Raw genomic sequence first — 22,668 nt, forward strand, 5'->3', positions numbered from 1 at the left:
TTGCCCCCCGAGAGAGGTGATCATGGCCGACAAGGACAGTGCGACACCACCGGCGGGCGCATTGCCTGCCGACCCCGAGGGCGGGGGCCGCAGGCAGGGTGACCGGCGCAAGGCGCAGACCCCCTTCGCGGGCGAGGACCGCCGCAAGGGCGAGCGGCGCTCGGGCACCGACCGGCGCAGTTCGGCGCGCGGCGAGGCGCTGGACTAGCCCATCCGCGGTCCCTCAGGCGGGTTGCGGGGGGAGCATCGCCTCATGCCCCCGCCCGCACAGGACCGGTGATCCCTCCCGGATCGCTATTCCGCCGGAGCCTGCTCCAGCATCGCGGCGATCTCGTCGAGCAGGCGCAGGCGTTCGCGCTTCAGTTCTTCCAGACGCTCGTCGCTCGCCGCCTCGGCCTCGCATTCGATGCGGTGGATCGTGCGGTTCACCTGGTGGTGGCGCTCGGCGAGGCGCGCGAAATGGGCATCGGTGAGCTTCAGGCGGTGGAGCGTGGCGGCATCCTCGGGAAAGGTGTCGGCCAGTTCGTTGGGCGTATGTGCGGACATGTCGTGTCTCCCCTAGTGGTGCCCCCCGCCTAGCCGCTTCGATCCCCCAGGCGTTTGACCGGGGTCAAATTCACTGGATCGAAACCGCCGCGCCGCTATTCTTGCCGGCGGGATAGCAGCATGACACGACCGGCCCCCTTCCGCCGCCGCTGGCTGGGGCTTGCCGCCGCAACTCTTGCCGCCCTCGGCGCGCTGGCGCTCTGGCCGGAGGCCGGCGAGGCTCAGGACAGCGAGGGCCGGGGCGAGCCGCACCGCGCGCTCTTCCCGGTGTGCTCCGGGCCGGTGCGCGTCACCTGCGTCGTCGACGGGGACACGATCTGGTACCGCGGCACCAAGATCCGCATCGCCGACATCGACACCCCCGAGATCGCCCGCCCCGGCTGCCCGCAGGAGCGTGCCCTCGGCGAACGCGCGACCGAGCGGCTGCGCCAGCTGCTCAACGCCGGCGGCTTCGCGCTCGAGACGCCCCCCGGCGGCCGCACCCGCGACCGCTATGGCCGCGAGCTCAGGATCGTCACCCGCGGCGGCCAGAGCATCGGCGCGGTGCTGGTCCGCGAGGGCCTCGCCACCCGCTGGGGCGGCCCGCGCCGGAGCTGGTGCGGGGCGTAGAGGCGGACAAAGCGGACACCCTGTCCGCTTGGCGACGCGCCATTATCTTCCGCTTTTTCCGTAGGATAGCGCGGTTCCGCCGCACCGGACGGACAGGGAAAGGGGGCTTTGTTCACCCGATCATGCGGCGACTGCCGCCTGCGTGACGATGCCGAAAGAGCCGGGCCGGGAAGCCCCGCGCGGACCATAGGCGCGCGGGGGCGGTGTAGGAAAGCGGATCGCTTCCCCCGGCGGCCGGCTGCCTATTCGGCGGGCGTGGCGGCCTCGGCGGGGACGTTGGTCATCGGGGTTTCGGGCAGTTCGACCGGCACCGCCTCGGGATCGGGCTCGGCGACCTGCAATTCCCCGCCACCGACATCCTCGGCATCGACCTCGTAGGTCTTCTCCTCGGCTTCGGGAGCGCAGGCGGCCAGCGCCAGCAGCAGGGCGGCGGCAGGCAGAGCGGCGAGACGGGCGCGGTGGGTCACGGAAGGTTCTCCTTGGTCCGGACGGGATGGGATCGAGGTTAACATGGCGGGGGGAGGCGGGTCAAAGAGGGGGGCTGGAAGCGGCCGACCGCGCACCCCACCCGCCGCCCCGGCCTCGAGCCGGGGCCCGGCTGCCTTTTACCGACCTGAAGTGAGAAGCGGGGTCCCAGGTCAAGCCCGGGGAGGCGCTTGGGTCTGATGATGCGCCACGACCCGCTGGCAGAGGGCGACGAACTCGGCGTGGCTCATGTCGTTCTTGGCGTCGTTGGTGCGCCACGCGCAGATGACGAAGCGCCATGTGCCGTCCGGCTCGAATACGTGATCGACGGTGGGCAGGAGCGCGAAGCCGAGCTTGTAGGCGGTCTTGCCGGCCTTGGACTGGTCATTGTCGTAGGTGCTGACCAGCGACCAGTCGAGGGCCTCGCCGGTGTAGAAATCATGCGTGCCGTGATCGCAGACGGCCTTGTGGATGTCGGTGCGATACTTCTCGCCGGTGAGGTTGAGTTCGGGGAACCGCTTGCGATCCCGCTTCAAATGCGCCGCCGCCTTGCGCCGCAGCCAGCGGAGATAGGTGGGGTGCTCGATGCCGAGACTTTTGGGGACGGGGTAGCGGCTGTTGTCGGACATAGAGAGATTAGAGTTTTGGCAGCCGGTCAACTAGCTTATCAACAGTCTGAAATAGCTGGTCAGTTGGCATTCCGATCTGTGGCTCGTGCGGACTAGGACCACCGGTTCCAAAATACTTTGGCGTAAGCCCCGCAAGTATTTTCCAGCGCTCTTGCTCGGGCAGGTTCTCGATGAAGGGCGCCAGAGAGGCCAATTCTAATTGAATCTGTTTAGCTTGATCGGAGTTGGTCCGGTGACGAGCTGACTCGCGGGCCGTATAAATGGCCGGCAGGGCAATCGCGACGCCTACTGCAATTCTCACCAGAAGGACGTTGACCGATCCGCCAGTCTGCAAGTTTTTCCATAAACTCATTGTGATGAGGAATACGCCCACTCCAAAGAGGCCAACGGTAACCCAGCGCCAAAAATTTGCTGCACTAGCTTCGTCGGCAGAACGTTTCTGGAAGTTGCCGGTAATTCCAATATTTCCTACGATCTGAAGGATCGTCTTGGCTTGTTGTTCATAATCGGCGATCTTTTTGGTCAGCTCAGAAGCAAGCTGGTCTTCTTCCGACATAAACGCTCGGAATTCGTCGTCTCGCCTTATGCGATCCTGACTTCGCTCGGTCTCGATCTCACCCTTAATTCTCGAGAATTCTGAAGATATCTCGTCAAGCCGAGCGTTTGATGAAGATCTGACTGATTCCAGAAGGTTAGTCGTCTCATGAATATTATTTATTTGTCGAACAACCTCCTCTTGTAACTCTTCAACCTTTAAGGTGAGTTCAATCAGGCGGTCCTCGGAGTGTTTTATCGCTTCTTCAGCGGCGTTTCTGACTGAATTTATTGTTTCCCCATATATCCGCGACCGCTTTAGTGGCCTACTGAAGAATGTCCACGCCGCACTCGACATCGCGCCGTCTAAATTGCCACCTGCAGCGTCTATATGCCCTGTGTTGCCGTTCGATCTAAATGCGTTAATTTCGTTAAAGGCGTTTGTTAGATTAGTCGCAATCTGATTGAGGCCGTTTAGACTAATTTCAGCATCTGACGAATTCTCCACTTGCTCTGCCAATTGGCGAGCAAACAATTCGGCAGAGCGAATGACTGATTTGTGTTCAGGCCCGAGATCGCGAACCCTGATCTGAAACGCCGGATCTTCGGCAAGCTTCAGGAGGTTCGCAATCGCTCGGTTAATCGAATGATTGGTCAGGAGCGATCTTTCACTCACCTATTCCCTACTCCGCAGCCTCAGCCCCAAACAGCCCGGCCTCGGCCTCTTCCGCAGTGCCCTCGTTCGCGGCCTTCGCCTTCTGGCGCTTGTCGAAGCTCGACCACACGTCGTTCCAGTTGCCGCGGGTCGCGCCCTTCGAGTATTCGGTGGCGCGGGTCTCGAAGAAGTTGGCGTGTTCCACCCCGTTCAGCAGCGGCGCGAGCCACGGCAGGGGGTGTTCCTCGATCATGTAGATCTCCTGGAGGCCCAGTTGCTTCAGGCGCCAGTCGGCGATGTAGCGGATGTAGCGCTTGATCTCCTTGGCGCTCATGCCGTCGACCGGGCCCATCTCGAAGGCGAGGTCGATGAAGGCGTCCTCGAGGCGGACGGTCTTCTGGCAGATGTCGATGAGGTCCTCCTTCACCGACTTGGTGAGGCACTGGCGTTCCTCGCAGAAGGTGTGGAACAGCTTGATGATGCCCTCGCAGTGGAGGCTCTCGTCGCGGACCGACCAGCTGACAATCTGGCCCATGCCCTTCATCTTGTTGTGGCGCGGGAAGTTCATCAGCATGGCGAAGGAGGCGAAGAGCTGGAGCCCCTCGGTGAAGCCGCCGAAGGCCGCGAGGGTGCGGGCGATGTCCTCATCCGTGTCGACGCCGAACTGGCCGAGGAAGTCGTGCTTGTCCTTCATCTCCTCGTATTCGAGGAAGGCAGAGTATTCGGCTTCCGGCATCCCGATGGTGTCGAGCAGGTGCGAATAGGCGGCGATGTGCACCGTCTCCATGTTGGAGAAGGCGGCGAGCATCATCTTGACCTCGGTCGGCTTGAAGACGCGGCCGTAGTTCTCGTGGTAGCAGTTCTGCACCTCGACGTCGGCCTGGGTGAAGAAGCGGAAGATCTGGGTGAGCAGGTTGCGCTCGTGATCGGTGATCTTCTGCGCCCAGTCGCGGCAATCCTCGCCCAGCGGCACTTCCTCGGGCATCCAGTGGATCTGCTGCTGGCGCTTCCAGAAGTCGTAGGCCCAGGGATACTGGAAGGGCTTGTAGGTCGGGCGGGCTTCGAGAAGCGACATGGGCTTAGTCTCCGGTCAGGCGATCAGTATAGCATATACGGGGGTGACCCCCGCGCGGATTCAGGCGGGCCAGTAATAGACCATGACGATCAGGCAGAAGGGCACGAGCATCGAGACCATCGCGATGTGGATCATCGCGGCGTTGCGCAGGTGGCCGGGCTGGTTGCGCTTCAACTCGCGCACCGACTGGACCGCGAACCACGCGCTGACCGCAAGGCCGATCAGTGCGACGACGAATGGCAGGTTCATATCGCTTCCTCCCCCTTGATCGCAGGGCAGGCGGGTGGCCGGCCGGGCCCCCGCCCGCGCGCTGCGGCTGCGATTACTGGCAGCTCAGGCATTCCTCGTAATCGGTCTGCTCGCCATTGGCGGCCAGCTCGATCCGGGGCGCCTCGGAGGTGTTGTCGGCCTCGACCCCGCCCGCGAACCCGGCGCGCTGCACCGACTTCGAGCGCAGGTAGTAGAGCGACTTGATGCCGCGTTCCCACGCCTGGTAGTGCAGCATCATCAGGTCCCACTTGTCGACGTCGGCCGGGATGAACAGGTTCAGCGACTGGGCCTGGTCGATATAGGGCGTGCGGTCGGCGGCGAATTCGAGCAGCCAGCGCTGGTCGATCTCGAAGCTGGTCTTGTAGACCGCCTTCTCCTCCGGCGTCAGGAAGTCGAGGTGCTGCACCGAGCCGCCCCGCTCGAGGATCGAGTTCCAGACATTGGTCGAGTTCTTGGCCTTCTTCTCGAGCAGCTTTTCCAGATACGGATTGCGCACGATGAAGCTGCCCGAGAGGGTCTTGTGGGTGTAGATGTTGGCCGGGATCGGCTCGATGCAGGCGCTCGTGCCGCCGCAGATGATCGAGATCGACGCGGTCGGCGCGATCGCCATCTTGCAGCTGAACCGCTCCATCGCGCCCATGTCGGCCGCATCGGGGCAGGGCCCGCGCTCCTGCGCCAGCAGCATCGAGGCCTCCGAGGCCTTGGCGTGGATGTGCTTGAACATCTGGAGGTTCAAGGCCTTGGCCATCGCGCTCTCGAAGGCGACGCCCTTCTGCTGGAGATAGGAGTGGAAGCCCATCACCCCGAGGCCGACCGAGCGTTCGCGCGAGGCGGAATACTTGGCGCGGGCCATCTCGTCCGGCGCGCGGTCGATATAGTCCTGCAGCACGTTGTCGAGGAAGCGCATCACGTCCTCGATGAACTTCTTGTCGCCCTTCCACTCTTCCCAGGTCTCGAGGTTGAGCGAGCTGAGGCAGCACACCGCCGTGCGGTCATTGCCGAGGTGGTCGATGCCGGTCGGCAGGGTGATTTCCGAGCACAGGTTCGAGGTCGAGACCTTGAGCCCGAGGTCGCGGTGATGCTTGGGCATCATGCGGTTCACGGTGTCGGAGAAGACGATGTAGGGCTCGCCGGTCGCCAGCCGGGTCTCGACCAGCTTCTGGAACAGCGAACGCGCGTCGACCTTGCCGCGCTCCGACCCGTCGCGGGGGCTGCGCAGGGTGAACTCGGCGCCCTCGCGCACGGCCTGCATGAACTCGTCGGTGACGAGCACGCCGTGGTGCAGGTTCAGCGCCTTGCGGTTGAAGTCGCCCGAAGGCTTGCGGATTTCGAGGAACTCCTCGATCTCGGGGTGCGAGATGTCGAGATAGCAGGCGGCCGAGCCGCGCCGCAGCGAGCCCTGCGAGATCGCCAGCGTCAGCGAATCCATCACCCGCACGAAGGGAATGATGCCGCTGGTCTTGCCATTGAGGCCGACCGGCTCGCCGATGCCGCGGACATTGCCCCAATAGGTGCCGATCCCGCCGCCCTTGGAGGCGAGCCAGACGTTCTCGTTCCAGGTGCCGACGATCCCTTCGAGGCTGTCCTCGACCGAGTTCAGGTAGCACGAGATCGGCAGGCCGCGGTTGGTGCCGCCGTTCGAGAGAACCGGGGTCGCGGGCATGAACCACAGGTTCGAGATGTAGTCGTAGAGGCGCTGGGCGTGCGCTTCGTCATCCGCATAGGCATCGGCCACGCGGGCGAAGAGGTCCTGATAGGTCTCGCCGGGCAGCAGGTAGCGGTCGGTCAGGGTTTCCTTGCCGAAATCGGTCAGGCGCGCGTCGCGGCTCGCGTCGGTGACGATCGCGAAGCGGCGGTCGTTGACCTTCTTGCTGTCGGTCTTGCCCGCGTCCTTCATGGCCGTGGCCATGGCGCCCGCCAGCGCCTCTCCGGCCTTGGCGGCGATCAGGGCATCGGAGCCGGTATCCATCGTTTTCATCGTCACAGCCTTTTCATCCCCCGCACCCGCGCCGGTTTCGCTTTCATTCGTCACTTCGGTGTTCACCGCGTCATCGGGCACGTTGTCGCTCGCCTTGAAATCCATTGTCAGCCCCACTTCTCCCCCGAATCGGGACTATGGCACAAGAGGCCATGTTCCGATTCTGTTCCATACCGCCGGGTCCACAGACTTGCCAACAGGACACCACGGTGGCGGTCGCTCGGGCAGGTCGGTCGATCCCGTTCGTGGCGCGCGGCGGACCCTGTCTGCGGGAGCGACTCCTCCCCTCTTCGCTCCGCTCGGGAGCGGCAGGGATTCACCACGGCTTGGGGGTCCGATTTGCGCCGAACCACTAGATGATGAATCAGCCGCTGAATCCCGTCAACGGGCGATTAAGCACCCGGTTACCATGACAGCCCCGTTTCAGAGCGGTGTCAGACCCGCGACGCGTGGAGCAAGCTTGAGTCGCGGGGCCCGCAAGCCCCAAATTGAATCTGTGAAGAAAAATATGGTGATTGAATCATTCGAATCCACCCGTGAATCTTTTGCACGGACGGACGCATGATTGTTGCGCCCCGGGCCGCCCCGATCCGGTCCTGCGCTAGGCGAGTGGCAGATCGATGGTGCAGACGAGGCCGCCGGGATCGAACCGAATCCGGGTGCGTCCGCCGAATTCGTAGGCGAGCTGCTCCTCGATCAGCCGCATGCCGAGGCCGGTGCGGGTCGGCGGGCTCACGGGCGGGCCGCCGCTTTCCTCCCACACCGCTTCCAGCACGCTGTCGTCCGGGGGCACGTGGCGCCAGCTGATCCGCACCCGGCCGCCGGGGATGCTGAGCGATCCGTACTTCACCGCATTCGTGGCAAGCTCGTGCAGCGCCATCATCAGCGCGACCGCCACCTTCGGGGAGACGATGAGCTCGGGGCCGGCCAGCGTGAAACGGTCAGGCCCGAAGGTCGTGGCCACGCTGCCGGCGATGTGGTCGAGCGCGGTCGGCTCCCACGCGTTGCGGGTCAGCACTTCATGCGCCTTGGACAGGGCGGTCAGCCGGTTCTTGAAGCTGGCCAGCGCCGCCGCGTCGCTGCCCTCGAAGGTCTGGCCCGCGATCGCCTGGACCGTTGCGAGGGTGTTCTTCACCCGGTGGTCGAGCTCGTTGATCAGCACCCGCTGATTGGCCTGCGCGCGCCTGTCCTGCGAGATGTCGCGCACCTCGATGATCGTCCCGATGGTCTGGGACGCCTCGTCGCGGATCGGGCTGGCGCAGAATGCCACGGGGTAGAAATGACCGTCGCGGTGCACGAATGTCTCCTCCCCGCGCGTCTGGGCATGTTCGGGAAAGGCCCGGTCGATCGCGCATTCGTGCAGCGGGAAGGGCCGCCCGTCGGGGTGGGTGTGGTGGATGATGTCGTGAAGCGGCCGGTCGAGCGCGAGGACCTCGTCGAGCGTGTAGCCGGTGAGCTCCTCGGCGGCCGCGTTCATGTAGATGCATCGCTGCCGGTCATCCATCAGGAAGACGGCAAAGGACGCGTTGTCGAGCACCGCCTGGAGCCGCAGGTTCGCACTGCCGAGCCCTGCTTCGCGCCCCCGCTCGCGGTCCGTCTCCTGTCCGCTCACGCTGCCACTCTCCCTTCGCGAGCCATTACAGCATCAATCGCTCGCAGGTTCCCCGGCGGCTACGACGCCCGCCACAGCGGCGTGTCCGGATCGGGGGATGATCGCGCCGTGCCTTCAGGGCACCAGCCTGCCGCCATTTCTCGAGAAAAGCCGTCGAACCGCAGGCGAAGGCTTGCGGGAAATTTGATCCCGGTCAAGGAATGCAGGGCCGATAGGGAGGACAAGACCGGCATGACACATCGCCTCACCCTGATCGCCCCGGCCCTGCTGCTCGCGCTTGCCGCCTGTCAGACTGCCGGCACCGACAACCCGCCGCCGATGGTGGGCAAGTCCACCTCGCCCTCGCGCGACACGCGGGCGCCGGCCTTTGTCGAGGCGGCCTGCGGGGGGTGCCACGCGGTCGAGCCGCCGTTCCTTTCGCCCAACCCCGCCTCTCCCAGCTTCGCGGCGATCGCCAACCGGCGGGGGCTGTCGGAATCGTCGCTCGCCAAGTGGCTGGGCGAGGCGCACAATTACCCCGAGGACATGGATTTCACCCTGACCCCCGCCCAGACCCGCCAGATCGCCGCCTACATGGTGACGCTGCGCCACGCGGGCTACGTGCCCGACGAGTGAGCGGAAGGCCGCAAGGGTGATCCCGGGCCAGCGGCCCGCAAGGCCACGCGGCCGCCCCGCAGGCGCTCAGGCCCGCAGGGACTGAAACGGCGCCGAGGGAAGCGAAGCTGTGTCGCCGAAGGCGGCACACCTGCCCGCGGAGGCGGGCACGCAAAACGTCAGAGCCGCTCGGCCATCAGCGCCTGCATGTCCGCCTCGGGCCGCGGGCCGTAGTGCGAGATCACTTCCGAGGCGCAGATCGCCCCGCGCTTGAGGCAGCGGGTCAGGGGCTCGCCCTTGACGTAGCCCGACAGGAACCCAGCGGCGAACTGGTCGCCCGCGCCGGTGGTGTCGACGACCTTGATCACCGGCACCGCGGCCACCTCCGCCCGCTCGCCGTGGGCGATGGCGACGGCGCCCTTCTCGCTGCGGGTGGCTACCAGCACCGGCACCTTGCCCGCCACCGCCGCGAGGCCTGCTTCAAAATCGTCCTCGCCGGTCAGGGTCGCCAGCTCGGTCTCGTTGACGAACAGGATGTCGATGACGCCTTCGTCGATCATGCTGCGGAAATCGTCGCCGTGGCGGTCGATCACGAAGCTTTCGGAGGCCGTGAAGGCGATCTTGCGGCCGGCGTCGCGCGCGACCTCGATCGCGCGGCGCATGGCGCGGCGGGGCTCCTCGGGGTCCCACAGATAGCCTTCGAGATAGAGGATCGCGCCGCTCGCGATCAGGTCCTCGTCGAGCGCGGCGGCAGGGAGGAACTGGCCTGCGCCGAGGAAGGTGTTCATCGTCCGCTCGCCATCGGGGGTGACGAAGATCAGCACGCGGCCCGTGGCCGGCTCGCCTTCCCGCGCGGGGGTGTCGAAATCGATGCCGGTCGCGCGCATGTCGTGGCGGAAGACCTTGCCGAGCTGGTCCTCGGCGACCTGCCCGATGAAGGCGCACTGGAGGCCGAGCGTGGCGAGCCCCGCCAGGGTGTTCGCCGCCGAGCCGCCCGAGACCTCGCGGGCCGGGGGCATGGCCTCGTAGAGTTCCTCGGCGCGCGCCTCGTCGATCAGGGTCATGCCGCCGCGGTTCAGCTGGAGCTCCTCGATCAGCTCCTCCTCGCAGGAGGCGATCACGTCGACCACGGCGTTGCCGATGGCGATCACGTCGTAGCGGGGCGGGGTGGTTGCGGGCACGGTCGGTTTCCTTGTCTGAGCTTGCGCGCGCCGCCTAGCGGGGTTCGGCGCCTGCGCCAAGCGATCTGTGTGCGGCGCAGCACGAGCGCGTTGACTTCGCGCGGCGGCCACCGCATCGACCCGGCGTGATGACCGCCGTCCCTGCCGCGCTTGTGAAGGCCCTCGGCCAGCTTGGTGACCGCGCCGTGATGGCGGTGCTGGTCAAGAGCGTGGCCGTGACGCTGGCGGTCTTCGCGCTGGCGGGCTGGGGGCTCTACGAGGGCCTCGCGGTGGTGCTGCGCGAGGAACGGATCGCCGCGCTCCTGCCCGAGGGCTTCGCCCCGGCCGCGCAGGCGCTGGCCGCGCTGGTGATCGGGCTCGCCGCCTTCTGGTTCCTGTTCCGCGTGGTCGCGCTGGCGGTGCTCCAGTTCTTCGCCGACGATGTCGTGGCCGCGGTCGAGGCGCGGCACTTTCCGGCGCTGGCGGGGCAGGCGCGGCCGCTGCCGCTCGCCCGCGAGGTGGCGGTGGCGGCGCGGGGGCTGCTGCGGGTGATCGGCTACAACCTGCTGGCCCTGCCGATCGCGGCGGTGCTGGCCGTCACCGCGATCGGCCCGGCGGCGGTGTTCCTGACGGTCAACGCCCTGCTGCTGGGGCGCGAGTGCACCGACATGGCGTGGCTGCGGCACTGCGCGGGAGACGAGCGCGGCAACCCCGTGGGCGCGGGCGAGCGGTTCCTGCTCGGCGCGGCGGTGGCGGGGCTGATGCTGGTGCCGCTCGCCAATCTCCTCGCCCCGGTGGTGGGGGCGGCGGCCGGGACGCATCTCGTGCTGCGGCGGCTGGACGGGGGCGCGCGGCGATGATCGGACGGGGCGCCATCCTTGCCGGGCTTGCGGCGAGCGTGCTCGCGGGCTGCGCGGGCGGCGGCGGCGGATCGCCCCGCCGCGCAGCGCCCGCGCCGGGCGTGCCCCGCAGCAGCATCGTGGTGGTGCCGCAGGTGATGGCGCCCGCCGGCCTCGAAGGCGTGATCGGCTCGCCCGCCGCGGCGCTCACCCGGCGCTTCGGCACCCCGCGCATCGACCTTGCCGAGGGCGACGCCCGCAAGCTCCAGTTCGGCGGGGCGTCCTGCGTGCTCGACATCTACCTCTACCCCCTCGCCGCAGGGGCCGAGCCGACCGCGACCCATGTCGCGGCGCGCCTCCGCCAGGGCGGGGCACCGGCCGATCCGGGAGCCTGCATCCGCGAGGTCGAGCGCGGGAAAGAGGCGCGGTAACGCGGTCTTAAGCCTGATCGTGCCATCACCCGGCCCGAGACCCCAGGGGAAGACCGGCATGACCACGCAATTCATCGACATCGCCCGGCGCGCGGCGGCCGACGGCCAGATCACCGCCGAGGGCCTGCTCGCCCTGCGCCGCGAGGGCTGGGGCGACGGCATCATCACCCGCGCCGAGGCCGAGGCGCTCTTCGCGGTCAACAACGCGCTCGAAGAGCGCAGCCCCGAATGGTGCGACTTCTTCGTCGAGGCGATCGGCGAGTTCGTGCTGAACGGCACTCCGCCGCGTCTGCAATGCTCGGCTGAGGAGGCCGAGTGGCTGATCGGCCAGATCGACCATGACGGCGTGGTCGAGAGCGTCGTCGAGCTCGAGACGATGGTGCGGATCATCGAACGCGCCGAGAACGTGCCCGACCGGCTCAAGAACTACGTCCTCGACCAGATCGAGCGCGAGGTGCTGACCGGCACCGGCCCGACCCGCTGCGGCGGCGAGCTTGCCGCGACCCGCATCACCGCCGCCGAGTGCCGCATCATCCGCCGGGTGATCTTCGCCAGCGGCGGCTGCGCCCCGGCGGCGGTTTCGCGTTTCGAGGCCGAGATGCTGTTCCGTCTCAAGGACGCGACCCTCGCCGAGGAGAACGCGGCCGAGTGGGACGAGCTGTTCATCGACGGCGTGGCGAACTTCCTCAAGGGCTTCACGCACCAGAACGCCCAGCTCAGCCACGAGCGCAAGCGCGAGCTCGAAGCCTTCATCGCCTCTGGGCACAAGGCCAATGTCGGGCGCTTCATCGGCCGGGTCATCCGCGAGGTGCCCCATGTCGGGAACCACTTCGGCCTGGTGTTCGGCAAGAAGCAGCCGTCCGGCCCCGACTATGCCGCCATCGCCGCCGAGGGCGAGAAGGTCACCGACTTCGAGAGCGAATGGCTCGAGAGCATGGTCGATGCCGATGGCGAGGTCGACGAACTCGAAAGCCGCCTGATCGCGCGCCTCGCGCAGGGCGACTGACAGCTCAGCCCTTCAACGCGGCAAAGCCGGTCTGCGCCAGCTCGCGCCAGCGCCGCTGGCGGTGGGCGTAGAACACCCGCGCGAAGGCGGCGATCAGCGGGGTGAGCAGCCCCGCATCGATGTCCACGCGGTCGACGTAATGCGTCGTGCCGTCATCGAGCGGCGTGATCGCGATCCAGTGGTCCCAGCGCCTGATCATCGGTCCGTAGCCGTTGTCGCGGACGAAGCGGGTCGCGCCTTCGGGCGGCGGCTCGCTGATCACTATCGCCTGCCAGCCGATGGGGATCAGGCCGAACAGCCACATCCGGGCGCGGTATTCGCCCGGCTGCCAGATCGCGGGGAAGGCCGCGCGGCCCTTGGGCGTGAAGCGGATCAGCGGTGCGGCGACATGCATCAGCAGCGCCGAGGTGTGGACCCGCTCCCAGGCTTCGTCAGCCGTGCAGGCGAGTGTCGTCGACAGGGTGACGGTGACGACCACCGGTCACACCATGAAGCTCTCGCCGCAGCCGCAAGCGCCCTTGGCGTTGGGGTTCTCGAACACGAAGCCGGCGGTGAAATCGTCCTCGCGCCAGTCCATGATCGAGCCCACGAGGTAGAGCACCGAGGCGCCGTCGATGTAGAACACCCCGCCGGGCGTGACGATCTTCTCGTCGAACTTCGCCTCGGTGGTGACGTAGTCGACCGAATAGGCGAGGCCCGAGCAGCCCCGGCGCGGGGTCGAGAGCTTGACGCCGATCGCGCCTTCGGGGGCCTTGGCCATCAGCTCGGCGATGCGCGCCTCGGCAGAGGGCGTCAGGGTGACGGCAGCCTTGGGTGCGGCGCGCGTGGTGGTGGTGGTGTCGGTCATGTCAGCCTCTTCTGCCAGAACAGCGCGTGCCCGGTAGCGGGATCGAGCTGGTAGTCGCCGAACCCGCAGGCGGCGTAGAGATGGCGCGCGGGATTGCCGCTCAGCACTTCCAATGTGATCTTGCAGGCGCCGCGCTTCAAGGCCTCGGCCTCGACCGCGGCGAGCAGCGCCCTGCCGATGCCCTTGCCGCGCGTGTCCGGCAGGACGGCGAGATCGTGGATGTTGACCAGCGGCGCGGCGGCGAAGGTCGAATAGCCCGTGAAGCAGTTGGCAAGGCCGACCGCGCGGTCGTCCAGACGGGCGATCAGCGAGAAGGCCTGCGGGTTGGCGGCCAGATCGCCGGTCAGGCGCGCCTTCACCTCCTCGCGAAGGGGTTCACCGCCGCCCATCGGGTCGCACGCATAGGCATCGAGCAGCGCCACGACGTCGGCCGCATCGCGGGTGTCGCGGTAATCCGCGAGCGTTATGGTCAAGGCGGGTGCCAGCGTCACAGCATCCCCAGCTCGAGACGCGCCTCGTCGCTCATCTTGTGCGGGCCCCACGGCGGGTCCCAGACGAGGTTCACCTCGGCATCGCGGATGCCCGGGACGCTCGACACCCGCAGCTCGACCTCGCCGGGCATGGACTCGGCGACCGGGCAGTGCGGCGTGGTGAGCGTCATGGTGACGGTGGCGTCGGCATTGTCGTCGACCTCGACGCCGTAGATCAGCCCGAGATCGTAGATGTTGACCGGGATTTCCGGGTCGAAGATCTCGCGCAGCGCCTCGATCACCGCGGCCTGCAGGTCGCCCCCCTCCCCGCCGACGGCATCGGCGGGCGGCCTGGCGGCGAGGAAGCCGTCGAGATAGTCGCGCTGGCGCGGGGCCGCGTCATCCGTGTCGATCGCGTCCTGAACCCGGGCGCGGGGGGGCTTTTCGGTCGAGCTGTCCATCGCTCTCATCCTTTTCCAAAAATGCGGCGGGTGCGGGCGATCCCGGCGAGCAGCGCGTCGATGTCGGCCTCGGTCGAGTAGACCCCGAAGCTGGCGCGCGCCGTGGCAGGGACGCCGAGGTAATCCATCAGCGGCTGGGCGCAGTGGTGGCCTGCGCGGATCGCGACATTGCTCTCGTCGAGGATCGTCCCGAGATCGTGGGGGTGGATGTCATCGAGGGCGAAGCTGACGATCCCGGCGCTGTCCGCGGGGCCGAACAGCGTGACGTCGTTCATCGCCCCGAGTTCACGGCGCAGGCGGGCGACAAGTGCTTGTTCATGCGCATGAATCCGGTCCGGGCCGATGGCGCTGACATAGTCGGCGGCGGCCGCGAAGGCGATCGCCTCGGTGATGGCAGGCGTGCCCGCCTCGAACCGCTGGGGGCCGCTGGCGTAGGTCGTCCTCGCGAAGGTCACGCGGTCGATCATCGCCCCGCCGCCCTGATACGGGGGCATGTCGGCGAGCAGCTCTCCTCTCGCCCACAGCGCCCCGATCCCGGTCGGGCCGTAGAGCTTGTGGGCGGAAAAGACGTAGAAATCACATGCCAACGACGTGACATCGACCTGCATATGCGGTGCCGACTGGCAGCCGTCGAGCAGCAGCTTCGCGCCAACCGAATGCGCCAGGGCCGCCGCGCGCGGGGCATCGAGCAGCGAGCCGGTGACGTTCGAGACATGGCCCAGCGCGACCAGCTTGTGGCGCTCGGTCAGCATCGCCTCGGCCGCATCGAGATCGATCCGGTGATCGTCGGTCAGCGGGCAGACGTCGATGTGCGCGCCCACCGCCCCGGCCACCATCTGCCACGGCACGATGTTCGAATGGTGCTCGGCCTGCGAGAGCAGGATGCGGTCGCCCGCCTTGAGGTTCGCCCGGCCCCAGGTCTGGGCGACGAGATTGATCGCTTCGGTCGCGCCGCGGGTGAAGACCAGCTCGTCCTCGTGCCCGCCGATGAACCGGGCGACCGTGCGCCGCGCCGCCTCGTAGGCGAGCGTCATCTCGGCCGAGCGGGTGTAGACCCCGCGGTGGACGGTCGCGTAATCCTCGCCCAGCGCGCGCGCCATGGCGTCGATCACGGCGCGCGGTTTCTGCGCGGTGGCGGCGGTGTCGAGGTAGTGCCAGGGTGTGCCGTCATGGGTGACCATGCCGGGGAAGTCGGCCCGCAGGTCCGCGAGGGGGGCAAGGGTGGCGGCGTCGCTCACAGCTTCGCCCCCTCCAGCGCCGCCAGCGCGGCATCGAGCAGCGTCTCGCGTTCGGCCTCGTCCTCCAGCGCCACGAAGGCATCGCCGATGAAGGCCTGCACCAGCAGCCGCTGCGCCGTGGCCGGATCGACCCCGCGGGCCATCATGTAGAAACGCGCGGCCTCATCGAGCGCGCCGACCGTCGCGCCGTGAGCGCATTTGACGTCATCGGCGAAGATTTCGAGCTGCGGCACGGCATTGGCGCTTGCGCCCGCTTCGAGCAGCAGGCCCTTGAAGTCCTGCGCCGCGTCGGTCTTCTGCGCGTGGCGTGCGACCTTGATCTCGCCGAGGAAATTGCCCGTCGCCCCGGCCCAGTGGACCGCGCGGATGGTCTGGTTGCTGGTCGCCTCGGGTTCGGCATGGACGACCTGCGTCACGAATTCGCGGGTCACGCCCGCCCCGCCGATGGTGACGCCGCCAAATTCGAAATCCGCACCCCTGGCGAGGTGCACTTCCACCTCGACCCGGGTGTAGTCGCCGCCCGCATTGGTCACGAAGAAGGCCACCCGCGCGCCTTCACCCAGCGTCACGCGGAAGCGGTGCAGTTCGGGTTCGCCCGAGCCGACCACGAGGCAGCGCGTCAGGCTCTCGCCAGCGGCGACGTCAATCGCCTGCCAAGCGTCGAGCGCCGCGACGCCGAGCCGCGCGAGGCCGTCCATGTCGGCATAGCGCCACGCCTCGTCGCGCCTTGTCGGAAGGGTGGGGGTGGGGAGGGTGGCTGTCGTCACGCCGTCACCGCATCATAGCCCTCGGCCTCGAGCCTGAGCGCGAGTTCCGGCCCGCCGGTCTCGACGATCCGGCCGCCCGCAAGGATGCTCACCTTGTCGGGCTTCACCACGTCGAGCAGGCGCTGGTAGTGGGTGATCAGCAGCACGCCCTTGTCCGGCGAGCGCATGATCGCGTTGATGCCCGCACCGACGATCCTTAGCGCGTCGATGTCGAGGCCGGAGTCGGTCTCGTCCAGCACCGCGAAGGCCGGGTCGAGGATGCCCATCTGCACCATCTCGGCGCGCTTCTTCTCGCCGCCCGAGAAGCCGACATTGACCTGCCGCTTGAGCATTTCCATGTCCATCTTGAGCAGGCCCGCCTTCTCCCTGGCGAGCTTCAGGAACTCGCCGCCGGACAGCGGCTCCTCCCCGCGCGCCTTTCGCTGGGCGTTGAGCGCCTCGCGCAGGAACTGGACGTTGGAGACGCCCGGGATCTCGACCGGATACTGGAAGCCGAGGAACAGCCCCTTGGCCGCGCGCTCGTGCGGTTCGAGCGCCAGCAGGTCCTCGCCCCGGAAGGTCACGCTCCCCGCGGTCACCTCGTAGCCGGGCTTGCCGCCGAGCACGTTCGCAAGGGTCGATTTGCCCGCACCGTTGGGGCCCATGATCGCATGGATCTCGCCCGCGGGGACGGTGAGGGAGAGGCCCTTGAGGATCGGCTTATCGCCGACGCTGGCGTGAAGATTGTCGATGATCAGCATTACTTGCCGTCCTTGTCCTGTTCCTGCGCCGCAGGGGCGGTGGCATCGGTGCGCGCCTTGACGACGCTCGCATCGCGCAGCTCGATCACCAGACCCTTGGGCTTGTTCGCTTCATAGGCCGCGCCCGCCGCTTCGGCCCCGGCGAGGCGCATCATGAACTGCTGGTCGAGATCGCGGCCGCGGGCGATGTGGATCGCGCCGATATTGTCGAACAATTGCGCGACCTCGGCGGGGCTGAGGGTGGTCTTGGCCCCGGCCAGCACTTCGTTGGAATCCGCGACGGCCTTGGCCCGCGCCTCGACGCAGCGCGTCACGTCGCCGGCGTGCTGCTGCTCGAAATCGGCCTTGCCCGCGATCCGCCGGTTGGTGAGCGCGAGGCAGCGGCGGTAATCGGCGACATAGGGGCGGATCAGGAAGGGATATTCGACCGTCCAGGTTTCCGGATTGTCGTTCTTGACCGCCACGGCGCTTTCGCCGGTGGCTTGCAGCATGAGGAGCGGGGCAAGGAGGCTGGCGGCGATCACGGCTTGCGGCTCCGGGGTTTGCTGGGGGTGTCGTCACGGGCGGGTCCGCGCGGCTTGGGGCGCGAATAGGTCTGCTTGGGGTTGGCCGCCTTGTGCGCGCGGGCGGCCTCTTTCTTCTCGGCGATCCGCTCGCGCATGGCGATGGTGAGGCGCTGGAGCACCGCGTCGAGATCCTCGAGGATGTCCTTCGCCGCGATCCGCATCACCTTGATGCCGACCGCCTCGAGGCTCTTGTCGCGGCGCCTGGCGAGGGTGTCGTTCTGCCCCTCCTCGTCGATCGCCAGCGCGAGGCCGAGGTTGTGGCAGTTGAAATCGACGATCGCCGAGCCGACCACGGCGTGGCGCTTGAAGGTGTAACGGCCCATGTCGGCGGCGGCGAACTTGGCGGCGAGCGCCTTGTGCGCCTCGGACGAATGGCGCCGCAGCTCGCGCGCCTGTTCGTGCAGCGCGTCGAGCCGCTTCTCCGAAATCTCCCACCCGCGCCCCTTCTTCTTGAGCGCGGGGGCTTCGGCGGTGGCAGCAGCCTCGGGGTTGAGGGCGAGGGTTTTACGGGTGGTCATTGATTTGCGGCCCGCCACACGCGTTGCGAAGCTGCGAGGGCGTCGATCGCCCCAAACGCCCGCTTGATGATGCGCGCACGCGCTTCTTCAGATGTGATCCCTTCGCGATCCAGAACCTTGTTAACATCGATCAAGGCAGTTTCGCGAATTGTCAGGCATTCGGCCTCGCTGCTTGGGCCGTCAACGACCTGCCCATTGGCAAGGATTTTCGAGCCTGCTCTCCGAATCTCGCATTGCATATAGGGCCGCAATGCGGAGGAAAGGATGTCGGGGTAATCCGCCCTTGCTGTAAAGCCAGACTCATCGTCGATAGTCTTGGCTTTTCCTTCCAGTTTCGTCTGCGCCAGCGCGCCTTGCGAAAGCGCCAATGCCGCGAGAACTATGAAGTTAATGTTCTTCATCACCCCACGCTCCCCTCAAGCGAAATCGCCAGCAGCTTCTGCGCCTCGACCGCAAACTCCATCGGAAGCTCTTTCAGCACGTCCTTGGCGAAGCCGTTGACGATCAGCGCCACGGCTTCCTCTTCGCCGAGGCCGCGCTGCATCGCGTAGAACAACTGCTCGTCGCTGATCTTGGAGGTGGTCGCCTCGTGCTCGATCTGCGCGCTGGGGTTCTTCACCTCGATATAGGGCACGGTGTGCGCGCCGCATTGGTCGCCGAGCAGCAGGCTGTCGCACTGGGTGAAGTTGCGAACGCCGCTCGCGGTCGGGCCGACGCGCACCAAGCCGCGATAGGTGTTGTTCGACTTGCCCGCCGAAATCCCCTTCGAGATGATCGTCGAGCGGCTGTTCTTGCCGTTGTGGATCATCTTGGTGCCGGTGTCGGCCTGCTGGAAATTGTTGGTGACCGCGACCGAGTAGAACTCGCCCACGCTATCCTCTCCGTTGAGGACGCAGGAGGGGTATTTCCACGTCACCGCGCTGCCGGTTTCGACCTGCGTCCAGCTGACCTTCGAACGGTCCCCCTGGCACAGCGCGCGCTTGGTGACGAAATTGTAGATCCCGCCCTTGCCCTCGGCGTTGCCGGGATACCAGTTCTGCACGGTCGAATACTTGATCTCGGCATCGTCCAGCGCGACCAGTTCCACCACTGCGGCGTGAAGCTGGTTCTCGTCACGCATCGGGGCGGTGCAGCCCTCGAGGTAGCTGACATAGGCGCCCTTGTCGGCGATGATCAGCGTGCGTTCGAACTGGCCGGTGTTCTCGGCATTGATGCGGAAATAGGTCGAAAGCTCCATCGGGCAGCGCACGCCCTCGGGCACGTAGACGAAGGTGCCGTCGGAGAAGACCGCGCAATTGAGCGCCGCGAAGTAGTTGTCGCGCACCGGCACGACCCGGCCGAGCCACTGCTTCACGAGGTCGGGATATTCGCGGATCGCCTCGGAGATCGAGAGGAAGATCACGCCCGCGCGCTTCAATTCCTCGCGGAAGGTGGTGGCGACGCTGACGCTATCGAACACCGCGTCCACCGCGACCTTGCGCGCGCCCTCGACCCCGGCGAGCACTTCCTGCTCCGCCACGGGGATGCCGAGCTTGTCGTAGACCGCCTTGATCTCGGGATCGAGCTCGTCGAGGCTGGCGATGGTCGCCTTCTTCTTGGGCGCGGCATAGTAATAGGCGTCCTGGTAGTCGATCGGCGGATAGCCGATCTTGGCCCAGTCGGGCTCCTCCATGGTCTGCCACAGGCGGAAGGCCTTCAAACGCCATTCGAGCATCCACTCGGGCTCGTTCTTCTTGGCGCTGATGAAGCGGACGGTGTCCTCGTTCAGGCCCTTGGGCGCGAATTCGGTGTCGATCTCGGCCGACCAGCCGTGCTCGTAATCGGCGACCTTGGCGGCGGCCTCACGGGCTTCCCTGTCCTGAATGTCGATGTCTTCGCTCATGCCGGAAGGTCCTCGGAAATGGTTGCGGGCGCTGCCACCGGTCCGCGCAGCTGGGCGAGCGTGATCCCCGCCAGCGCCCCGCGCAGCGCGTTGTTGATGATCGGCCAGTGCGGCTTCATGTTGCACCCGCTCTCGAAATCGCACGGCGCGTGGTCGATGCAGGCGGTGAGCGCGATGCGCCCCTCGATCGCCTCGACGATGTCCGCCACGGTGATCGCCGCCGCCGGACGCCCGAGCTGGAGGCCCCCGTGGGCGCCCCGCACGCTCCGCAGCAGGCCCGCGGCCGTCAGCTTGGACACCAGCTTCTGCACCGTCGGCACCGGCAGGCCGGTCTCCGTGGCAAGCTCCGCCGCGCTCACCCGACCGTTGCCGCAGTGAAGCGCGGCCTGGCACATCGTGATGACGGCATAATCGGCAAGGTTCGACAGGCGCATTGCGAGCGGTTCTCAATTCGGACGGAATCAGTCCGAATTGCCAATTAGGAGCAATCCGCTCGCATTACAACCGTCAAACCGGATGCGGCGTGCGGCCTAGCCGGTCGGCTGGGTCAGCACGGCACCCGCAGCCCCGTGGCCTGCCGGCTGGAGCAGGCCGGTCATCAGGCTGCGCTGGCGCAGCTGGGTGGGCGTGCGGCCGGTGTAGCGGCGGATGTCGTGGATGAGGTGCGCCTGGTCGAAATAGGTCGCCATCAGCTCGTCGTGCAGCTCCTGGCTGAGGCCCGGCTGCGAGAGGACCATCGCCGCCCGCAAGGCGCGGAACCGCTTGAGCACCTGCGCGGGCGGAACACCGAAGAAGCGCCGGCAGATGCGCTGCACCTGCCGCTCGGAGACGTCGACGCTGGCATAGAGATCGGCGAGCGCGGGGTCGAAACCGCTCGCCAGCCAGCGCTGGATCGCGTCGGCCACGGCAGCGTGATCCTCCCTGAGAGCAAAGGGGGCGGCGGCGATAACGTCGCCCATCGCGGTGCAGACATCCTCGGGGGTGACGCGCCCCGCCCGGCACGCCTCGGCGGCGTCCTCGAGGCGGGCGAGCTGGTCCGGCGAGAGGATCGCGGCGGCGGGGATCAGCCGGTCGTGCACCATGTCGGCGGGGAGGTTCGCCAGCCGCTGCCACGCGGCATGGGTGAGCGAGGCGCCGATCTCCAGCACCGGCCCCTCCAGCAGGCACTGCGCGGCGCTGAGCTGCGGCGCCTTGATGAAGACGCTGGAGGCCGGCGCGCTGTGCCCGTCGGCAAAGGTGAAGGTCAGCCGCCCGCGCACCATGATGATGAGCTGCGCGGAATAGGCCGGGATCGATTCGGTGATCGGGTCGCTGCCGGTCTCGATGATGTAGAAGGTGTGCACAAGGCCGGCGCGGTCGGCCGAGGGTAGCAGCATCCTGGTTTCGAATTGCAACAAACCTTTCCCCGGATCTCCGGGGCCCCCTGTTCTGGTTTGGTGCGACCCAAGGGCGCGCTGCCGCGCCGTTTCGGTCTCAATGCGCAACCTGTCTGCTTTTGTCGAGGGGGGTGTGCTGCGCGTCCGCATGCAGGACAGACGCAAAAAAGGGCGGCGGCCCCTCGGGGACGCCGCCCATTAAGTTGAGGAACTCTTTGCAATGCTGCTCCGAGCCCTTCGGGTCGCAGGGGGGCAATAGCCGTTGATTCGCTGGGAGGATTGTATGCAAGCGACAACTCCGCCGGGGGCCGATGCGGGACGGGCGCTCGACATGGAAGGCGCTCTCGCATAGGCGCAGGACCGATGCTGTTCCGCATGATCAGGCCCGCGATCTTCGCGCTCGATTCCGAAACCGGACACAGGCTGGCGATCCGCGCGCTCGCCGCGCTGCCGCCGCGCGCGCCGGCCACGGCGGGGCCGCTGGCGGTGGAGGTGGCGGGGCTCGCCTTCCCCAATCCGGTGGGGGTCGCGGCCGGGTTCGACAAGGACGCCGAGGTGCCCGACGCGCTGCTGGGGCTGGGCTTCGGCTTCACCGAGGTCGGCTCGATCACCCCGCTCCCGCAGGCGGGCAACCCCAAGCCGCGCCTGTTCCGGCTGGTCGAGGACGAGGCCGTGATCAACCGCATGGGGTTCAACAACGGCGGAGCGGAGGCGGCTCTGGCAAGGCTGAGGGCGCGGGCCGGGCGGCCGGGTATCGTCGGGGTCAACATCGGCGCGAACAAGGATTCGGCCGATCGCATCGCCGATTACGCGGTGATGGCCAGCCGCATGACCCCCGTCGCCAGCTATCTGTGCGTCAATATCTCCAGCCCCAACACCCCGGGCCTGCGCGCATTGCAGGACGAGAGCGCGCTCACCGGCCTGCTCGATGCCGTGATCGCCGCGCGCGACGAGGCGGGGGGCGCGCCGCCGATCTTCCTCAAGGTCGCGCCCGATCTCGAACCGGCGGATATCGATGCCATCGCCCGCATCGCCATCGACAAGCGGTTGGGCGCGCTGGTCGTGTCGAACACCACGATCTCCCGCCCCGCGCTGCGTTCGGCCCATGCGGGGGAGACCGGCGGCCTCTCGGGCGCGCCGCTGCGCGCGCTTGCCACCCAGCGGCTGCGCGATTTCCGCAAGGCGACGGGCGGCGCGATCCCGCTGGTCGGCGTCGGCGGCATCGCCACCGCCGAGCACGCCTGGGAGCGCATCCGCGCCGGGGCGAGCCTCGTGCAGCTCTATTCCGCGATGGTCTATGATGGCCCCGGCCTCGGCGCACGGATCGCGCGAGGGCTGGAGGGCCTGATGCGGCGCGATGGCTTCGCCAGCATTGCCGAAGCGGTGGGAAGCGAATAGCA

29 protein-coding genes are annotated in these 22,668 nt (G+C 67.2%); 7 read left to right on the plus strand and 22 right to left on the minus strand.

Annotated features, from left to right (window positions below; genetic code table 11):
* Positions 1-22 precede the first annotated feature (22 nt).
* Complete coding sequence (locus ACMX37_RS14735; RefSeq protein ID WP_483146646.1) at positions 23-208, plus strand: hypothetical protein; 186 nt, start codon at positions 23-25, stop codon at positions 206-208.
* 86 nt (positions 209-294) lie between these two features.
* Here the strand turns inward: ACMX37_RS14735 and ACMX37_RS14740 are convergent, their stop codons facing one another.
* Positions 295-546, minus strand: a complete 252-nt coding sequence (locus ACMX37_RS14740) for an HP1242/YdcH family protein (protein ID WP_483146647.1) — start codon at positions 544-546, stop codon at positions 295-297.
* A gap of 120 nt (positions 547-666) precedes the next feature.
* On the opposite strand from ACMX37_RS14740, the gene ACMX37_RS14745 reads away from it, so the two are divergent.
* Positions 667-1,155: a thermonuclease family protein gene (locus tag ACMX37_RS14745; protein WP_483146648.1), complete on the plus strand. Its 489-nt coding sequence runs from the start codon at positions 667-669 to the stop codon at positions 1,153-1,155.
* Positions 1,156-1,397: 242 nt separating this feature from the next.
* On the opposite strand, the gene ACMX37_RS14750 is transcribed toward ACMX37_RS14745, so the two are convergent.
* The 7 genes from ACMX37_RS14750 to ACMX37_RS14780 form a co-directional block, all read right to left on the minus strand.
* A complete protein-coding gene (locus tag ACMX37_RS14750) occupies positions 1,398-1,622 on the minus strand; it encodes a hypothetical protein (protein WP_483146649.1) in 225 nt (74 codons plus the stop codon).
* Positions 1,623-1,793: 171 nt separating this feature from the next.
* Positions 1,794-2,249 carry a hypothetical protein gene (locus ACMX37_RS14755; protein ID WP_483146650.1) on the minus strand — a complete coding sequence of 152 codons (456 nt, stop codon included), beginning with the start codon at positions 2,247-2,249 and terminating at the stop codon, positions 1,794-1,796.
* Between the two features lie 7 nt (positions 2,250-2,256).
* A complete protein-coding gene (locus tag ACMX37_RS14760; protein WP_483146651.1) occupies positions 2,257-3,459 on the minus strand; it encodes a hypothetical protein in 1,203 nt (400 codons plus the stop codon).
* 7 nt (positions 3,460-3,466) lie between these two features.
* Positions 3,467-4,513, minus strand: a complete 1,047-nt coding sequence (locus ACMX37_RS14765; protein ID WP_483146652.1) for a ribonucleotide-diphosphate reductase subunit beta — start codon at positions 4,511-4,513, stop codon at positions 3,467-3,469.
* 60 nt (positions 4,514-4,573) lie between these two features.
* Positions 4,574-4,762 carry a hypothetical protein gene (locus ACMX37_RS14770; protein WP_483146653.1) on the minus strand — a complete coding sequence of 63 codons (189 nt, stop codon included), beginning with the start codon at positions 4,760-4,762 and terminating at the stop codon, positions 4,574-4,576.
* 73 nt (positions 4,763-4,835) lie between these two features.
* Positions 4,836-6,866, minus strand: a complete 2,031-nt coding sequence (locus tag ACMX37_RS14775) for a ribonucleoside-diphosphate reductase subunit alpha (RefSeq protein WP_483146654.1) — start codon at positions 6,864-6,866, stop codon at positions 4,836-4,838.
* A gap of 496 nt (positions 6,867-7,362) precedes the next feature.
* Positions 7,363-8,373 carry a sensor histidine kinase gene (locus ACMX37_RS14780; protein ID WP_483146655.1) on the minus strand — a complete coding sequence of 337 codons (1,011 nt, stop codon included), beginning with the start codon at positions 8,371-8,373 and terminating at the stop codon, positions 7,363-7,365.
* Positions 8,374-8,604: 231 nt separating this feature from the next.
* Between ACMX37_RS14780 and ACMX37_RS14785 the strand changes: the two genes are divergently transcribed.
* Positions 8,605-8,988 carry a hypothetical protein gene (locus ACMX37_RS14785; RefSeq protein ID WP_483146656.1) on the plus strand — a complete coding sequence of 128 codons (384 nt, stop codon included), beginning with the start codon at positions 8,605-8,607 and terminating at the stop codon, positions 8,986-8,988.
* A 158-nt stretch (positions 8,989-9,146) separates the two neighbouring features.
* Here ACMX37_RS14785 and ACMX37_RS14790 read toward each other — a convergent pair whose 3' ends face one another.
* Positions 9,147-10,148, minus strand: a complete 1,002-nt coding sequence (locus ACMX37_RS14790) for an adenosine kinase (RefSeq protein ID WP_483146657.1) — start codon at positions 10,146-10,148, stop codon at positions 9,147-9,149.
* 128 nt (positions 10,149-10,276) lie between these two features.
* Here ACMX37_RS14790 and ACMX37_RS14795 point away from each other — a divergent pair, with 128 nt between their 5' ends.
* From ACMX37_RS14795 to ACMX37_RS14805, 3 genes are read left to right on the plus strand one after another with little or no spacing between them, the layout of a single operon-like run.
* Positions 10,277-10,987, plus strand: a complete 711-nt coding sequence (locus ACMX37_RS14795; RefSeq protein ID WP_483146658.1) for an EI24 domain-containing protein — start codon at positions 10,277-10,279, stop codon at positions 10,985-10,987.
* On the plus strand, positions 10,984-11,397 hold the full coding sequence (locus tag ACMX37_RS14800) for a hypothetical protein (RefSeq protein WP_483146659.1): 414 nt from the start codon (positions 10,984-10,986) through the stop codon (positions 11,395-11,397). The genes ACMX37_RS14795 and ACMX37_RS14800 overlap by 4 nt, the downstream gene beginning before the upstream one ends.
* A 58-nt stretch (positions 11,398-11,455) precedes the next feature.
* Complete coding sequence (locus tag ACMX37_RS14805) at positions 11,456-12,403, plus strand: SH2 domain-containing protein (protein WP_483146660.1); 948 nt, start codon at positions 11,456-11,458, stop codon at positions 12,401-12,403.
* Positions 12,404-12,407: 4 nt separating this feature from the next.
* On the opposite strand, the gene ACMX37_RS14810 is transcribed toward ACMX37_RS14805, so the two are convergent.
* From ACMX37_RS14810 to ACMX37_RS14870, 13 genes are all read right to left on the minus strand, one after another.
* Positions 12,408-12,881 carry a hypothetical protein gene (locus tag ACMX37_RS14810; protein ID WP_483146661.1) on the minus strand — a complete coding sequence of 158 codons (474 nt, stop codon included), beginning with the start codon at positions 12,879-12,881 and terminating at the stop codon, positions 12,408-12,410.
* Between the two features lie 3 nt (positions 12,882-12,884).
* Positions 12,885-13,250: a HesB/IscA family protein gene (locus tag ACMX37_RS14815; RefSeq protein ID WP_088913104.1), complete on the minus strand. Its 366-nt coding sequence runs from the start codon at positions 13,248-13,250 to the stop codon at positions 12,885-12,887.
* Entirely contained in the window at positions 13,247-13,723 is a 477-nt protein-coding gene (locus ACMX37_RS14820; protein ID WP_483146662.1) for a GNAT family N-acetyltransferase, read from the minus strand. The genes ACMX37_RS14815 and ACMX37_RS14820 overlap by 4 nt, the downstream gene beginning before the upstream one ends.
* A gap of 14 nt (positions 13,724-13,737) precedes the next feature.
* Positions 13,738-14,181 (minus strand): SUF system Fe-S cluster assembly protein, encoded by a 444-nt coding sequence (locus tag ACMX37_RS14825; protein ID WP_483146663.1) that lies wholly within the window; start codon positions 14,179-14,181, stop codon positions 13,738-13,740.
* 5 nt (positions 14,182-14,186) lie between these two features.
* Positions 14,187-15,419 carry an aminotransferase class V-fold PLP-dependent enzyme gene (locus tag ACMX37_RS14830; RefSeq protein WP_483146664.1) on the minus strand — a complete coding sequence of 411 codons (1,233 nt, stop codon included), beginning with the start codon at positions 15,417-15,419 and terminating at the stop codon, positions 14,187-14,189.
* Positions 15,416-16,117, minus strand: a complete 702-nt coding sequence (locus ACMX37_RS14835; RefSeq protein WP_483148424.1) for a SufD family Fe-S cluster assembly protein — start codon at positions 16,115-16,117, stop codon at positions 15,416-15,418. Before ACMX37_RS14835 ends, ACMX37_RS14830 begins: the two co-directional genes overlap by 4 nt.
* A gap of 65 nt (positions 16,118-16,182) precedes the next feature.
* A complete protein-coding gene (gene sufC, locus ACMX37_RS14840) occupies positions 16,183-16,926 on the minus strand; it encodes a Fe-S cluster assembly ATPase SufC (RefSeq protein ID WP_483146665.1) in 744 nt (247 codons plus the stop codon).
* Positions 16,926-17,417 (minus strand): hypothetical protein, encoded by a 492-nt coding sequence (locus ACMX37_RS14845; protein WP_483146666.1) that lies wholly within the window; start codon positions 17,415-17,417, stop codon positions 16,926-16,928. The genes sufC and ACMX37_RS14845 overlap by 1 nt, the downstream gene beginning before the upstream one ends.
* 29 nt (positions 17,418-17,446) lie before the next feature.
* On the minus strand, positions 17,447-18,010 hold the full coding sequence (locus tag ACMX37_RS14850) for a DUF559 domain-containing protein (protein WP_483146667.1): 564 nt from the start codon (positions 18,008-18,010) through the stop codon (positions 17,447-17,449).
* The gene (locus tag ACMX37_RS14855; protein WP_483146668.1) at positions 18,007-18,411 is read right to left on the minus strand and encodes a hypothetical protein; all 405 of its coding nucleotides are present in this window, start codon (positions 18,409-18,411) and stop codon (positions 18,007-18,009) included. The genes ACMX37_RS14850 and ACMX37_RS14855 overlap by 4 nt, the downstream gene beginning before the upstream one ends.
* Positions 18,411-19,892, minus strand: a complete 1,482-nt coding sequence (gene sufB / locus ACMX37_RS14860) for a Fe-S cluster assembly protein SufB (RefSeq protein ID WP_483146669.1) — start codon at positions 19,890-19,892, stop codon at positions 18,411-18,413. Before sufB ends, ACMX37_RS14855 begins: the two co-directional genes overlap by 1 nt.
* Positions 19,889-20,326: an SUF system Fe-S cluster assembly regulator gene (locus ACMX37_RS14865; RefSeq protein WP_483146670.1), complete on the minus strand. Its 438-nt coding sequence runs from the start codon at positions 20,324-20,326 to the stop codon at positions 19,889-19,891. Before ACMX37_RS14865 ends, sufB begins: the two co-directional genes overlap by 4 nt.
* Positions 20,327-20,422: 96 nt before the next feature.
* A complete protein-coding gene (locus ACMX37_RS14870; protein WP_483146671.1) occupies positions 20,423-21,286 on the minus strand; it encodes an AraC family transcriptional regulator in 864 nt (287 codons plus the stop codon).
* 345 nt (positions 21,287-21,631) lie between these two features.
* Between ACMX37_RS14870 and ACMX37_RS14875 the strand changes: the two genes are divergently transcribed.
* Entirely contained in the window at positions 21,632-22,666 is a 1,035-nt protein-coding gene (locus ACMX37_RS14875) for a quinone-dependent dihydroorotate dehydrogenase (RefSeq protein WP_483146672.1), read from the plus strand.
* Positions 22,667-22,668: the final 2 nt, after the last annotated feature.

The organism is Porphyrobacter sp. THAI-01a (assembly GCF_056868655.1).

Coding starts and splice junctions, on each gene's coding strand:
- ACMX37_RS14735 (WP_483146646.1), top strand. CDS start 23: ATGGCCGACAAGGACAGTGCGACACCACCGGCGGGCGCATTGCCTGCC.
- ACMX37_RS14815 (WP_088913104.1), bottom strand. CDS start 13,250: ATGACCGACACCACCACCACCACGCGCGCCGCACCCAAGGCTGCCGTC.
- ACMX37_RS14770 (WP_483146653.1), bottom strand. CDS start 4,762: ATGAACCTGCCATTCGTCGTCGCACTGATCGGCCTTGCGGTCAGCGCG.
- ACMX37_RS14785 (WP_483146656.1), top strand. CDS start 8,605: ATGACACATCGCCTCACCCTGATCGCCCCGGCCCTGCTGCTCGCGCTT.
- sufB (WP_483146669.1), bottom strand. CDS start 19,892: ATGAGCGAAGACATCGACATTCAGGACAGGGAAGCCCGTGAGGCCGCC.
- ACMX37_RS14855 (WP_483146668.1), bottom strand. CDS start 18,411: ATGAAGAACATTAACTTCATAGTTCTCGCGGCATTGGCGCTTTCGCAA.
- ACMX37_RS14745 (WP_483146648.1), top strand. CDS start 667: ATGACACGACCGGCCCCCTTCCGCCGCCGCTGGCTGGGGCTTGCCGCC.
- ACMX37_RS14755 (WP_483146650.1), bottom strand. CDS start 2,249: ATGTCCGACAACAGCCGCTACCCCGTCCCCAAAAGTCTCGGCATCGAG.
- ACMX37_RS14775 (WP_483146654.1), bottom strand. CDS start 6,866: ATGGATTTCAAGGCGAGCGACAACGTGCCCGATGACGCGGTGAACACC.
- ACMX37_RS14825 (WP_483146663.1), bottom strand. CDS start 14,181: ATGGACAGCTCGACCGAAAAGCCCCCCCGCGCCCGGGTTCAGGACGCG.
- ACMX37_RS14875 (WP_483146672.1), top strand. CDS start 21,632: ATGCTGTTCCGCATGATCAGGCCCGCGATCTTCGCGCTCGATTCCGAA.
- sufC (WP_483146665.1), bottom strand. CDS start 16,926: ATGCTGATCATCGACAATCTTCACGCCAGCGTCGGCGATAAGCCGATC.
- ACMX37_RS14865 (WP_483146670.1), bottom strand. CDS start 20,326: ATGCGCCTGTCGAACCTTGCCGATTATGCCGTCATCACGATGTGCCAG.
- ACMX37_RS14835 (WP_483148424.1), bottom strand. CDS start 16,117: ATGGACGGCCTCGCGCGGCTCGGCGTCGCGGCGCTCGACGCTTGGCAG.
- ACMX37_RS14800 (WP_483146659.1), top strand. CDS start 10,984: ATGATCGGACGGGGCGCCATCCTTGCCGGGCTTGCGGCGAGCGTGCTC.
- ACMX37_RS14740 (WP_483146647.1), bottom strand. CDS start 546: ATGTCCGCACATACGCCCAACGAACTGGCCGACACCTTTCCCGAGGAT.
- ACMX37_RS14850 (WP_483146667.1), bottom strand. CDS start 18,010: ATGACCACCCGTAAAACCCTCGCCCTCAACCCCGAGGCTGCTGCCACC.
- ACMX37_RS14845 (WP_483146666.1), bottom strand. CDS start 17,417: ATGCTGCAAGCCACCGGCGAAAGCGCCGTGGCGGTCAAGAACGACAAT.
- ACMX37_RS14795 (WP_483146658.1), top strand. CDS start 10,277: ATGACCGCCGTCCCTGCCGCGCTTGTGAAGGCCCTCGGCCAGCTTGGT.
- ACMX37_RS14805 (WP_483146660.1), top strand. CDS start 11,456: ATGACCACGCAATTCATCGACATCGCCCGGCGCGCGGCGGCCGACGGC.
- ACMX37_RS14765 (WP_483146652.1), bottom strand. CDS start 4,513: ATGTCGCTTCTCGAAGCCCGCCCGACCTACAAGCCCTTCCAGTATCCC.